This window comes from Halobacillus karajensis (genome assembly GCF_900108515.1).
In the GTDB taxonomy this organism is placed as follows: domain Bacteria; phylum Bacillota; class Bacilli; order Bacillales; family Halobacillaceae; genus Halobacillus; species Halobacillus karajensis.
The window spans coordinates 65,301-78,385 of sequence record NZ_FNWW01000005.1; the positions used below are offsets into that span (position 1 = coordinate 65,301).

The window sequence follows — 13,085 nt, forward strand, 5'->3', positions numbered from 1 at the left end:
GTTCAATAAAGCGAGAGTGTACTATGATTAAGGGAGGAGATTATTGTCTATTTATGTAAAAGGGGAGAGTTATATGAAATGGTGGAGGTTTATATTCATATCGTTAGGTTTGTTTCTGTTAACGGCTTGTTCAGAACAGCCGAAGCCTGAGGACACGTTCCGATCTTATATGGAGAGCTGGGAGAGCGGTGAGTATGCCGAAATGTATGAACTTTTGAGTGAAAACTCGAAAGAGTTAATAAGCGAAGAAGCATTTGTTGATCGCTATACAACGATTTATAAGGGGATTGAAATGGAGGATCTTGTCTTTACATACGATCTTCCAGAAGAAGAACAAGAGTATGAAAAAGGGGATTCTCCTTCTTTTGAATACCAAGCTTCGATGGAATCTTTAGGGGGAACCATTGAATTTTCCCATGCGGCTTCGCTTGTTTACGAAGAAGGAGAAGAGAAGGACCGTTGGGCGATGAAGTGGAATTCTTCGATGATTTTCCCTCAAATGGAAGAAGGTGATGTGGTGAAAGCTTGGCCTTTGGAACCACATCGGGGAGAAATTTTTGATATTAATGGCGAACCATTGGCTGTCAATGGAGGAATCCAGGAAGTCGGCCTTGTCCCAGGATGGATGGAAGAACACTCGGAAGAGGAACGTGAATTACTGAAAACGAGGATAGCAGATATTTTAGATACATCTGTTGAGGAAATCGATAACCAATTGAATCAATCGTGGGTGACCGCAAATTCTTTCGTTCCTGTTGGAGCCGTGGCGAAAAACGATGAAGAATCCATTGAAGCGTTAAAAAGTGATGAGCTGCCACGAGGCATTAAATTTAAAAAAGACGATGATGCAAGGAGCTATCCATTAGGTATGGCTGCCGCTCACTTGATTGGCTATGTGGATGAGATTAATGCAGAGGAACTAGAAGATTTAAAGGATGAAGGTTATGCAGCTGGAGATACACTTGGAAAAACCGGCCTTGAAAGTGTTTTTGAAGAGCAGTTGCGGGGAGAAGAAGGGGGGAAGGTTGTTATCCGGAATGAAAATGGTGAAACAAAGGAGGAACTGGCAGAGACTTCTGCTGTTGATGGAGAAGACCTCCATCTGACGATTTCGTCTGAAGTCCAAAAGAAAATTTATGAACAAATGAAAGAAGAATCAGGTTCTGCATCAGCTATAAACCCAGAGACAGGGGAGGTCAAGGCGCTCGTTAGTTCCCCGTCCTACGATCCGAATGATCTTGTGCTTGGACGAGAAGAAAAACCGACACTCAACAAATTTAATCGAACATATTCGCCTGGATCTACTTTCAAACCGATTACGGCAGCCATTGGTCTTGAGCAAGGAGTCATTACACCTGAAGAAGAATTATCGATTACTGGGAGAACATATGAACAAAACGGTTACAAAGTTACAAGAGTGCCAGGGGCTGCAGAGGATGAGCAAGTGAATTTAAAGGATGCGATTGTTCGTTCCGACAATATTTATTTTGCACGTAAGATACTAGAAATTGGAGGGGAGACCTTTTTAGAGGAAACAGATAAATTTGGCTTTGGGGAGAAATTGGATATGGCTTATCCGATAGAAACTTCGCAAATCCTTAATGGGGATACGTTTAATCGTGACGCATTACTGGGGGATACTGGGTTTGGTCAGGGAGAAGTTCAAATGAGCAGTCTTCACTTAGCACTGACCTACACGCCTTTTGTCACTGGCGGAGACCTGCTTAAACCGAGTTTACTAGCTGAAGAAAAAGAAGCTCAAGTATGGCATGAAAACGTGATGAGTGAAGAAACAGTCTCCATTATCAGGGAAGATTTGAAAGCAGTCGTTGATAATCCTGCAGGCACGGCCCATGAGCCAGTAGTGGAAGGGCTGAATCTGGCAGGTAAAACGGGAACAGCTGAATTGAAACAATCCCAGGGTGAGGAAGGAAAGGAAAACGGATGGTTCATTGCCTGGGATACAGAAACCAATGATTTAATGATATCTATGATGATAGAAGGTGCGGAAGCGGGAAGTCATTCTGCTGTTCCCAAAGTTAAACATGTCTTTCGCGAGTTACAATAAAGTTTTCTTGAGAGGCTCTGTCTGCATCCACAGACAGAGCCTTTTGTTTATTGGGATGGTTAAACCTCCGTGTTGAGATCCTTGTTTTCCAGAACTGTTTCTTCAATTTAAGAGGATGAAGCGTCCTTTGTTTAAGCCTGGATAGGCTTGTCGTTTACTATGGGTAGCGATTCATCTTCCTTAACGAGCCTTGGGCTTCAAAAGATTTCGTACAGCGTTAAACATAGACTTTGAGAAAGTTCACATATATAAATGAAATCCCCCGTAGAAATAAACAGACGAGGTTCAGTATAAGCGTGGGGGGACTTATGATGACTTATTTAGTACTATCTACATTTCCTGCAAATGGTTCAGGGAATTCTGGTGATGCCCTGATTACCAAAAGTCTTATTCAATTAATCCATAAAGTAAAAGGATATAAACAGATAGATGTTAAACGATTGGCTGAGGAAGATATTGATCAGGTTCAGGATTTCAGCAAGTATAAAGCGGTGATCTTTGCGGGGTTTGCGCCAAAAGTTGATGGGGCTGGACTTGCGCCAAGATATCGCAACCGCTATTTGCAAGAAGCTGTGAAGAGGTCGATCCCTGTCTTTGTATTTGGATCAGGCTGGACTGTGTATCCAGGGAACGTTAATCAAAGTAAGAGGCTGCGTCTGGCTGATGATGAAAAGGAATTGCTTGTCCGGACTTTTGGATATACAGGAGAGTCTCTTCAAAAAAACGTCTTTTCCACCCGAGATCAGCCGACAGAAAGACTTCTTACTAAGAATGGTGTGAAAACCTATGGGACAATCGGAGACTGCGCCCTTTTCGATGTGGATCAGTTGTTTACTAAACCAAAACTTCCTGAATCAATCCAAAGGGTTGCTGTATCTATGCCTCATAATTCTGCTCACTTTCTGTTTGCTTATGAATTAGCAAAAGCCATTAAGAAGGATTTTTCCTGTGATGTTTCGCTCACCTTGCACAGTAAATGGAGTAAAAAAAGAATGGCATTGTGGGGGAAAGATGATATTCCGTTGATAGATCTTGCGGGAGGTGCAAAAAAGCTTTCTCATTATAAAAACTACGACTTACATGTAGGGTTCCGTTTACATGGTCATATTTGGTTCCTGCGTAACCGAAAGCCAAGCCTTTTACTGGGAGAAGACGGTCGCGGTTTTGGTCATTTGCAAACATTCAGAGGTCTTGGCGGTTCCGTAGTACCGAAGCATTATTTGGATCATACCCTTGAAAGGATTGAGGTTAAAGACCCACTGTATCAAACGATGAAGAAATCCCTGCCTGACTTTGATCCCTTAGAGATGATGAAAGAAGAAATCATTGCTGGTTATCCAGTTACCAAAAGGACATTAGAGCAAATTGATCGCTTATGGGTGAAAAAGATGGAACCTATGCTTCGTATGCTTCCAGATTGATATAAATGGCTCTTAGTCCAAGGAACTTCATTCCTTTTTTATAACAAAAAGATAGAGGGGTATAGTGGGAAAGAAAGAGTTCTGTTTCCTCAGGGGAAGCAGAACTCTATTTTTATTGTCTAAGAAAGGGAGGGCCTGATGGCTGCTGATTCATTCCCTAAAAGGTCATAAAAATCGAGAAGGAGACGAATAATTATGTGAAAGAATTTTCTTCGGAATATTTTCGAGGAAATTCTTTTATTTTTTCGAGGATAGGGTATGGAAGGATAGTAGAGTATGCGAATGTTGGTGTAATATGTTATAATCTGTTAGTTTTAGAGTTGGTGTATTCATGGTATCTTTGAACTAGATAAGGATGTGAAATATAGTGGATGAGTTAGCATACCTGATGATCTTTTTTATATTTGTGCTAGTTGTGGGTCTTTGGGAGAAATATAAACTTGATCGTCGTCTGAAAAAAATTCCTACAAGGATTCTTGTCAATGGAATCAGAGGGAAATCGACAGTTACTCGTCTTGTAATGGGAATACTTAAACAGGATGGGCGGAGAGTGATCGGTAAAACGACTGGAACGTCTGCAAGAATGTTTTATTGGGACCAGGAAGAGGAAGAGCCGATCATTCGTGGGTTACAGGGTCCAAACATTAATGAACAAATGAGGATTACGGAACGAGTGGTGAAACGACGGGCAGATGCTTTTGTTAGTGAATGCATGGCGGTCAATCCAGAATACCAGAAAATATTTCAGGAGAGGCTTGTTAAGGCGAATATAACGATTATCGCCAACGTTATTGAAGACCATATGGATGTCATGGGTCCGACACTTGATGATATAGCAGAGGCCTTTAGTTCGACTATTCCGGATAATGGCTACGTGATTATCCCGGAAACGCCTTATCAGAAATACTTTGAGAAAATCGCCCGCCAGAAGAATTCTAAAGTTGTCGTTGCCGACGAAAGTTGGATTGATGAGGACTATTTACAGAAGTTTCCGTTCATGATCTTTCCACAGAATGCGGCGCTTGCCATGGCTGTGGCTGAGATTTTGAATATAGATCATGAGGTGGCTCTCGAAGGGATGCTCCAGGCTCCTGTAGATCCCGGTGCGATGCGTGTTCACCGCTTTGGAAAAGAAGAAGCACCAAAGTACTTCTTTAATGGCTTCGCTGCCAACGATACAACCTCCACCTTGAACATCTGGGAAAGAATCCAGCAGCTTGATTATCCGGATGAGGAGCGTACTATTGTCATGAGTTGTCGAAGTGACAGGGTAGAGCGAACAATAGACTTTGCCGAAAATGTACTGCCCCATATTGAAATGGAGCGGTTGATTGTCATGGGCGAAAGTGTTTGGCCAATTACACAGGCCTATGAAGAAGGAAAGATTAGACCTCTTAATCTTTTAAACTTGGAAAAGGCATCGACGGAAGTTATTGTTGATCAATTGCAACAGCTTCCGGATCATAGTGTTATCTATGGAATAGGAAATATCGTCGGAGCTGGGGAGAAAGTGGCTGCTGCCATAGAAGAGCTAGAAGTCCTCCCCTCTCAAGGAGAAGAGACAGGTTGGGATGAAGTGATTGAATCCACTTCAGATAGTCACGCGTTTTCAAATCGAGTTCTCCAGACGAACAAATAATGGTAGGGAGTTGGAGTCCACGTGTTTGGTACTGATTTATATATCGCAATAGTTATTGGAGTTTTATTAAGTTTGTTGTATGCAGAAAAAACTGGAATCGTACCTGCGGGTTTGGTTGTCCCTGGCTATATAGCCTTGATATTTGACCAAGTTATGTATGTATTAGCGGTTGGTTTGCTCAGCTTGCTCACATACTTACTCGTGTCTCAGGTTCTAGCAAGGTTCACGGTCTTATATGGCCGACGTAAATTTGCTGCGATGCTGACCGTCGGAGTGTTGATGAAGATGGCGATGGATTATTTATATCCTCTCACCCCTTTTCCAGTCATGGAATTACGGGGGATCGGGGTTATTGTTCCGGGGCTGATCGCCAACTCGATACAAAAACAAGGGGTATTACCGACTTTCAGTGCCACTTTTTTAATCTCATTTGTCACCTTTGTATTGATTACGGCGTATCACTTGATTTAGAGGAGATTTCCCAATGGAAGAAAAAGACCTTAAGTATAAGATGAAGGTATGGACGAAGAAACATAAAAAGAAAGCCACGTTCCATTCGGTTGTGCTTGCGGCTCTATTAGCTGTACCGTTTTTCGGTCATCAATGGATCGACAAGCCTGCGATGCCTGAAAACACACGTCCGGATGATGTGGATTTTAGAATATCGATGGTTGGAGATATGATGCTTGGTCGTCACGTTCGGGATGCCGCAGTAAGAAGCGGAGAGCCGATCGGACGTGTGTTTGACTATGTGACCCCTTATTTTGAAGAGTCGGATTATGTGACAGGGAACTTTGAGAACCCTGTCATTGATGCAGACGATCCAGGTGTTGAGGCGGTCATGGAAGACTTTGAATTGCGCAATAAAGATATTCACTTGTATGCAGAAAAAGGAGCAGAAAAGGCCCTGGTGGAAGCAGGGTTTGATTCTGTCAATCTGGCAAACAACCATATGATGGACTATGGAAATCTTTCTTTGGAAGAGACATTGAAACATATGGAAAAAGTAGATCTTGATCTAATCGGCATCGGTCGTGCTCTTGATCCTGCTGAAGATTTGTTTAACGAAGATGAAACCATGACGGATGCCGGTGAAATCAAATATTTCGATGCAAATGATCGGAGGGTTGCGATTTTAGGATTTACAGATGTCTTCGTTCAAGGGTATAGTGCGAGTGAATACGTCGGTGGCGTGTTAACAAACGCAGGTCTGGGCGTATTACAAAACCGCATTCGTGAAGCGAAACAACAGGCGGATATTGTCATGGTTCATACACACTGGGGAGAGGAGTATCAAGTCGGTTCCAATGAAACTCAGGAAGCACTTGCGTATCTGATGACAGATATGGGAGCGGATGTCATCATAGGTCACCACTCTCACGTACTAGAGCCAGTCACTCGTGTGCATATCGAAGGGAATCCGGACGATCCAGAAAGTGAAGATAAAACATCGATTGTTATGAACAGCCTTGGAAATTTCGTTTTTGACCAGGGGTGGTCGCGGACAAAAGATTCGACGATGGCTCAACTCGATTTCTTGGACAACGGTGGAGTGGAACTTTCTTTTGTTCCGATGCAAATTTCAGATACACGCCCGCGGGAAACCAACGGTATCTTAAAACCATTCCGGGATTACCGCATCTTCCGGACATTACGGAAAGAGCTTGATCAAGAACTTTGGCGAATGGAAAATGGCAGACTCGTGATTGATTTGAAAAAAGCGGGCGTTATAGAGGGATAGGAGGTCTATCGGTTTGAATCATTTGAAAGTGACCTATATACTTGCCGGCATCATCTTTGTCGGTCTGGTCGCGTGGAATGTTTATTTTGAAGAAGAGTTCGATCAGTTTCGTGAACCGTATACAGTAGAGGATCGTGAGACCACTGTAGAAGTGGATACCTCCAGTGAAGAGGAGGGCTTTGTATATGGTGTGAGTGCTGTCCACCCTTTGGCTGTAGAAGCGGGGATGAAGGTACTTAATCAAGGAGGAAATGCGGCGGAGGCTGCGATCGCCGTCTCCTTTGTCCTGAATGTTGTTGAGCCTTATGGATCAGGCATCGGCGGGGGCGGTCAAATGATCGTTCACGAACCTGATAAAGGTGCGATGACTTATGATTATCGAGAGGCAGCTCCAGTTAGTGGAGCACGTCCTCAACGTGGAATAGCTGTACCCGGTTTTGTGAAAGGAATGGAAGAGATCTACGCCGATTATGGTGGTGAAATGAAGTGGAGCGAACTGCTGGAAGATGCCGTAAAACATAGTGAAGAAGGGGTTAAAGTTGGCCGCATCTTCAATGAACAATTACAGAATTCGATGCGCTTTATCCAGTCAGGGAATAAAGATCCAGATGTCTATCAAATGTTTTATCCCGATGATCGTCCTTTGCAGATCAATGATACCCTTGTTCAAAAAGACCTTGCTGAAACATTGAAAAAATTGCAGCAAGAAGGTCCTGAAGCCTTTTATGAAGGTGAAATTGCAGATTCTCTTACAAGTCAGATTGGATTTGAACCGGGGGATCTGGCGGCATATGAGGTAGGGAAACGGCCGGCTCCAAAGGGAGAATTCAATGGGCAGACGCTTTATGCAGGTTCTTCTCCAACCTCAGGGATTATTGTTATACAGGCACTGAAGATGCTTGAGAACCTTGATGAGAACCTTGATGAGGTATTGGAAGAAGAATATGCTCTTCCTGACGGTGGATGGCCCTCCTTCCTAGAGGGGAACCTGCCTCAAAGCATGGAAGAAATCGTCAATAACCCGCAATATAAAGATATCTATATCCACCTTGTCAACAAAATCATTAACCGGGTGTACACGGACAGGGTTTACACACTCGGCGATCCTGAATTTGAAGAGGTGGATCAGGAAAGGTTGACGTCTACAGCCTATACAAATCAGTTGTTTAAAGAAGAATTCTCTGCCGGAGGAAAAAGCCTGACGAGTGCAGACGATATGTATACGGCTCCAGGTGAAAAAGCTGATCACCGGAATACCACTCACTTCGTTGTTGTCGATAAAGATGGAATGATGGCATCCACAACAAATTCACTTGGTAAGTTTTTTGGATCAGGGTTGTACGTAGATGGATTCTTTTTGAATCATCAAATGAATAACTTTGATAACGCGGAGGATTCCATGAATGCCTATGAACCTGGAAAACGTCCCCGCTCGTTCGTTTCTCCTATGATCTTTGAGAAAGATGGAAAAGCGGTGCTCGGTATCGGTTCTCCAGGAGGGAAAAGAATTCCGGCCATGTTGATTCAAACCTTGATTCAATATGAATACGGAAGAAATCAAGATACAGGTGAACCCCTTACCTTACAAGGTGCAATCAGACGCAATCGTTTCTATACGGAAGATAACGTTGTTCATGTAGAAAATTTACTTGAACAGGGGCCAATGGCTCGGTTAAGAGAGATAAAAGGATATTCCGTTATTGAACATGATTCTCCTGTCTTTTATGGAGGGGTTCAAGGTCTTGGAATCCGGACGAATGGTGAAATGCTACAAATGTACGGTGGCGGTGATCCTCGACGTTTAGGGACATGGCAGATCGGGAATCAAAATGGTATGGATGATGTGAGTACAGCAGAATAAAGATAAAAGGCTCTCCGTAATGGGGAGTCTTTTGTACTATCTAAGAATTTAGGGGGGCATCCAGCTTCAGCGCTTCTCTGTTGAGGTCTAAAATGGGTTAAGTACCTTGCCCTTTTATATATTGGTATACGTAAAAAAAGTGACCTCTTTACTTGAGGTCACCTTTCATATTATACGGCTATATCTTTTTCGACCGCCTTCTTGTCATTGAAACGGTCTACATTGAGAGTTTTCATAACACGTGATGTTAATGTACCTGAAGTCATTGCACCATTAACGTTTAACGCGGTCCGCCCCATATCAATCAAAGGCTCAATAGTAATGAGCAATCCTGCAAGAGCGACAGGAAGATTCATGGAAGACAGAACAATTAAGGCTGCGAATGTAGCCCCGCCTCCGACACCTGCGACTCCGAAAGAACTGATGGCAACGATCAAAACAAGCTGGATTAAGAACCCAGGACTTAATGGGTCAATACCAACAGATGGAGCAATCATGACAGCGAGCATGGCCGGATAAATCCCTGCACATCCATTCTGTCCAATGGTCGCTCCAAAGGATGCCGACATGTTGGCCACACCTTCGTCGACACCGAGGCTGTTTTTCTGGGCCGATATGTTTAATGGGATGGTTCCCGCACTGGATCTTGATGTGAATGCAAAGGTAAGGACGGGCAATACCTTGCGTAAATATGTGAACGGATTAAGTCCAAATAGGCTGATCAAAACAAGGTGAATAACGAACATGACACCTAGAGCCACATAAGACGCAAGAACGAATTTACCTAATTCGAGAATCCCGGCGATATCTGTCTTAGCAACTGTGGTAGCCATCAATCCTAAAATACCGATAGGGGTCAAACGGAGGACGAGTGTTACGATCCTCATGACCACGGCATAAAGGGAATTGGTGATTTTAACGAACATCTCCGCATGTTCTGGTTGTTTACGTCTTACACCGAGAACAGCAATCCCGATAATGGCTGAGAAAATGACGACAGCAATGGTAGATGTTGCTCGATCTCCTGTCATATCGAGAAAAGGATTGGCTGGTATGAATTCAAGAATTTTTTGAGGGGTGGACATATCCTCAACATCTGTCAATGTTTCTTCCAAATAGAGTCCACGGTTTTCTTCGGCCTGGCCGGCTTCAATTTCACTTGCATTCAAGTCGAACAAGAAGGAGCTTCCAATCCCGACAAGAGCTGCGATAGCAGTCGTTCCTACCAGAACACCGATAATCCAGAGCGATATTTTTCCAAGCTGCGATGTTTTTTCAAGGTTAATAATGGATTGAATGATGGACACCATAATCAATGGAATCACGATCATCATCAGTAAGCGCACATAGCCGCGCCCAGCGATGTTATACCATTCTGATGTTTGGGCAGTTACGTTGGAATCGGTCCCAAAAACCACCTGCAAATACACCCCTAACAGGACCCCAAGCCCAAGACCGGCGAAAACCCGTTTACTGAATGAAATGTGTTTTTGCTGCATACGGATGAGGAAAAAAATAAATCCTAAAATAAGTGCGATGTTGACGATAACAAGAAATGTTTCCATGTTCATGTACCTCCTTTATTTAATTAAACTCATAATGCTGATGAGAAAGGTCAGGATTAAATTTACATGAGGATCCCACCTCTGTCAACGATAATAAGAAAAATATAAATCTTTTCTATTCAAACGATATGCCTGACGCGTATTGGGTATGAGCTCCAATAAATTGACAAAGGTTGTTTTATATATTATATTTATCTTGAAACTGAGATAAATGAAAATGAATGATAGATGAGCTGGAGGGAATATAGAATGAATGCATTGAAGGGGATTCACCATGTAACAGCCATTACAAGCAGTGCTGAAAAGAACTATGAATTTTTTACGTATACACTTGGGATGCGTCTTGTGAAAAAAACAGTCAACCAGGATGATATCGAAACGTATCACCTGTTTTTTGCAGATGATGAAGGAAATCCAGGTACGGATATGACGTTCTTTGATTTTCCAGGTATTCCAAAAGGTTCCCATGGGACGAATGAAATTGCGAAGACATCCTTCCGTGTACCGACTGACCAGTCCCTGGATTACTGGGTGAAACGATTTGACAGGCTAGAGGTGAAGCACAAAGGGATACAGGAACGTTTCGGCAAAAAAGTGCTGCCTTTTGTAGATTTTGATGATCAGGCTTATGAGCTTGTCTCCGATGAAATGGATAATGGGGTGGCTACAGGGACACCGTGGCAAGACGGTCCTATACCTTTGGAGTACGCTATTACAGGACTCGGCCCCTTATATGTAAGAGTGGACAATGGGAAGTATTTCAAGGATATGCTTGAAAAAGTAATGAATTTCCGTGAGGTGGCGGAAGAAGGAGCTTTCCGATTATTCGAGGTTGGGGACGGTGGCAATGGTGCTTCTGTTATTGTAGAATACAACGCTGTTCTCCCGCCTGCCCGTCAAGGGTTTGGGACAGTCCACCATGCCGCCTTCCGAGTCGATGATAAGAATGCATTGGACGAATGGAATGATCGCTTGTCTAAATTCGGATTCCGCACATCAGGATTTGTCGATCGCCATTACTTCGGTTCTTTATATGCAAGAGTAGCTCCACAAATTTTATTTGAGTGGGCAACTGATGGGCCTGGGTTTATGGGTGACGAACCCTATGAGACTCTTGGTGAAAAGTTGTCGTTACCTCCTAAGCTTGAACCGAAGCGGAGGGACATTGAGAATTACGTACGGCCGATTGACACAGTGAGAAGTACGAAGACCATTGAGAAAGAATACGAATAAATAGAAGCCAGGGTACATGGATGTACCTTGGCTTTTTTACTTCTATTAATTTTTCTACACGTCTTTACATAAGATGATTCAGGGTAGAACTATGCTGATGAGAAATTATACCTTTCAGATATAAGGAGGGAGCAATGGGGAATGAACAACTTCGAACGCAATTATTGGGCCTCCTGCCTGGACTTTATCCAGGCTTTCAAACAGCTCTCCTACCTTGGTGTACCACTTCCGTTAGTTTGTCCATACTATTTGCTTGTGAATGGGAATGAAGCCGTTTTGCAAAAGTTGGAAAGTGAATCCACGGTCTTGAAAACGAACTTGTCCAGCGAAAGTCAAATTCAGGCTTTGTTTGATGACCATTTTGCTCCATTTAAGAAGCAGGGGAGTAACACCAAAGGGAAAGTGGTTTTCTATGACAATGTTCTCCGATTTCCTGATCAGCTCATGAGAGCCAATTTCACTCCATCCAAATGCCTGGTGCTGAAGAGGAAGTCAAAAGTACATGGATCGAGTTCAAGGAGGGAAGTACCGGTTGATAGTCTGGAACGTTATCAAAACATCCAGGCGCATACAATTAAAGATTTTCAACGAAAGGCCACACTCCATTTTGAAAAAGCAAACAACCACCCCATCTATAAAAATAAAGGTTTCCGCGAGAGATTCATTAAGCAGATTCCTAATATAATGAGGCAGATTCTTGCTGCGAAAATATTTTTTGAAAAGAATCAAGTTGCCTGTCTAGTGACGGGGACCACGAACAGCAGTGATACAAGGATCCTTACCTTAGTTGCCGCTTCTAAAGGGATTCCAAGCATTTGCCTTCAACATGGTGTCGTGATGCTTGAGTTTGGTTATCTCCCGAAGGTAGCTACGTACCAGGCGGTTTACGGTCCCAAAGACATTCAGTGGTATACGACGAAGGGACTGCAAGCTGATTCATTAAAATCAATTGGTCATCCAAGATTTGATGAGCTGGTGACAAGGCACACACTTAGTGAAAAGGCGTTTGCCGATCATTTCAAATTGGATAGAGAAAAGAAGACCATATTGATGGTCATTCATCATATCGAAACAGAGTTTCCGGAAGCTATACTTGAAGATTTAGATGAGAAAGGCAATGTCAATATTATTATTAAACAAAGGAACGGGAAACAAAGGAAATCAGCCCAGACACTTGCGTTACAAAAAAAGTTTCCCCACCTGAAATTTGCGGATGATATCCATCTCTATGATTTGTTGAACAATGTGGATGCTGTGGTAAGTTATGAATCTACCATTGTCCTTGAAGCGATGCTTGCCCAGAAACCAGTCTATATATGGAGGCTCAAAAGTCTGCACTCCAGTTCGACGAATTACTATAATGAACTCAGCATGTATATTCACGACAGTCCTCAAGAGCTGGTTGATCAGATGATCGCTGTTATGAATGCCCCGCGGAATAAAAATTGGGAAAAACGGCGCCAAAAATTTCTTTCCACACATTACCCGCATAAGTCAGGAACCAGCAGTGCGAAATTAAGAGCATTGGTTGATTCTATTATAAATAAGGGGTGAAAC

The 13,085-nt window shown here is 43.0% G+C and carries 9 protein-coding genes; 8 read left to right on the top strand and 1 reads right to left on the bottom strand.

From position 1 onward, the window contains the following. Positions 1-43 precede the first annotated feature (43 nt). The 6 genes from BLW54_RS11460 to BLW54_RS11485 all read left to right on the top strand — a co-directional run bounded on the left by BLW54_RS11460 (position 44) and on the right by BLW54_RS11485 (position 8,730). Entirely contained in the window at positions 44-2,068 is a 2,025-nt protein-coding gene (locus BLW54_RS11460) for a penicillin-binding transpeptidase domain-containing protein (RefSeq protein ID WP_244153508.1), read from the top strand. 308 nt (positions 2,069-2,376) lie between these two features. After that, on the top strand, positions 2,377-3,489 hold the full coding sequence (locus BLW54_RS11465; protein WP_083391527.1) for a polysaccharide pyruvyl transferase family protein: 1,113 nt from the start codon (positions 2,377-2,379) through the stop codon (positions 3,487-3,489). Positions 3,490-3,877: 388 nt separating this feature from the next. Then, positions 3,878-5,128 (top strand): poly-gamma-glutamate synthase PgsB, encoded by a 1,251-nt coding sequence (gene pgsB / locus BLW54_RS11470; RefSeq protein WP_083391536.1) that lies wholly within the window; start codon positions 3,878-3,880, stop codon positions 5,126-5,128. Positions 5,129-5,149: 21 nt separating this feature from the next. Then, complete coding sequence (pgsC, locus tag BLW54_RS11475; RefSeq protein WP_074734766.1) at positions 5,150-5,599, top strand: poly-gamma-glutamate biosynthesis protein PgsC; 450 nt, start codon at positions 5,150-5,152, stop codon at positions 5,597-5,599. Between the two features lie 13 nt (positions 5,600-5,612). After that, positions 5,613-6,869: a CapA family protein gene (locus BLW54_RS11480; RefSeq protein WP_074734769.1), complete on the top strand. Its 1,257-nt coding sequence runs from the start codon at positions 5,613-5,615 to the stop codon at positions 6,867-6,869. 13 nt (positions 6,870-6,882) lie between these two features. Then, positions 6,883-8,730, top strand: a complete 1,848-nt coding sequence (locus BLW54_RS11485; RefSeq protein WP_074734771.1) for a gamma-glutamyltransferase family protein — start codon at positions 6,883-6,885, stop codon at positions 8,728-8,730. Between the two features lie 170 nt (positions 8,731-8,900). On the opposite strand, the gene BLW54_RS11490 is transcribed toward BLW54_RS11485, so the two are convergent. After that, entirely contained in the window at positions 8,901-10,295 is a 1,395-nt protein-coding gene (locus BLW54_RS11490) for an L-cystine transporter (RefSeq protein ID WP_074734773.1), read from the bottom strand. Positions 10,296-10,544: 249 nt separating this feature from the next. On the opposite strand from BLW54_RS11490, the gene BLW54_RS11495 reads away from it, so the two are divergent. Together BLW54_RS11495 and BLW54_RS11500 are read left to right on the top strand one after the other, a co-directional pair. Continuing rightward, the gene (locus BLW54_RS11495; protein ID WP_074734775.1) at positions 10,545-11,528 is read left to right on the top strand and encodes a ring-cleaving dioxygenase; all 984 of its coding nucleotides are present in this window, start codon (positions 10,545-10,547) and stop codon (positions 11,526-11,528) included. 141 nt (positions 11,529-11,669) lie between these two features. After that, positions 11,670-13,082, top strand: a complete 1,413-nt coding sequence (locus BLW54_RS11500) for a CDP-glycerol glycerophosphotransferase family protein (protein ID WP_074734777.1) — start codon at positions 11,670-11,672, stop codon at positions 13,080-13,082. Positions 13,083-13,085 lie beyond the last annotated feature (3 nt).

Bases quoted from the DNA above. Each gene is read 5' to 3' on its own strand.
- BLW54_RS11465 (WP_083391527.1), top strand. From the start codon at position 2,377: ATGATGACTTATTTAGTACTATCTACATTTCCTGCAAATGGTTCAGGG.
- pgsB (WP_083391536.1), top strand. From the start codon at position 3,878: ATGATCTTTTTTATATTTGTGCTAGTTGTGGGTCTTTGGGAGAAATAT.
- BLW54_RS11480 (WP_074734769.1), top strand. From the start codon at position 5,613: ATGGAAGAAAAAGACCTTAAGTATAAGATGAAGGTATGGACGAAGAAA.
- BLW54_RS11490 (WP_074734773.1), bottom strand. From the start codon at position 10,295: ATGGAAACATTTCTTGTTATCGTCAACATCGCACTTATTTTAGGATTT.
- BLW54_RS11495 (WP_074734775.1), top strand. From the start codon at position 10,545: ATGAATGCATTGAAGGGGATTCACCATGTAACAGCCATTACAAGCAGT.
- BLW54_RS11500 (WP_074734777.1), top strand. From the start codon at position 11,670: ATGAACAACTTCGAACGCAATTATTGGGCCTCCTGCCTGGACTTTATC.